The organism is Flavobacterium aquicola (genome assembly GCF_003385115.1).
GTDB classification, from domain to species: domain Bacteria; phylum Bacteroidota; class Bacteroidia; order Flavobacteriales; family Flavobacteriaceae; genus Flavobacterium; species Flavobacterium aquicola.
The window spans coordinates 1-204 of sequence record NZ_QUNI01000023.1 but is presented as its reverse complement, the minus strand read 5'-3'; the positions used below and the strand labels follow the sequence as shown (position 1 = coordinate 204).

At 39.2% G+C, this 204-nt stretch carries 1 protein-coding gene; it reads right to left on the bottom strand.

Going from position 1 to position 204, the window contains the following annotated elements:
* A partial coding sequence (locus tag C8P67_RS22235) for a hypothetical protein (protein WP_170141507.1) occupies positions 1-204 on the bottom strand: 204 nt, incomplete at both ends.

Sequence of the window (204 nt, the reverse complement as noted above, 5' to 3'; positions counted from 1 at the left end):
GAAATTATCATGAATTCCTACTTGTTCTAATCCTAAGAGATTCTGCCAGATTTCGGCTAATTGTCTTTCTGTTTCGTTGCGCGGTGCTACATATTCTTTACTGGATAATTCTGAACTATCAGGATTGGGCAATGACTTCTTATCCAGCTTTCCATTACCGGTTAATGGCATCGCATCTAATGCTACCCATAATTGAGGAACCAT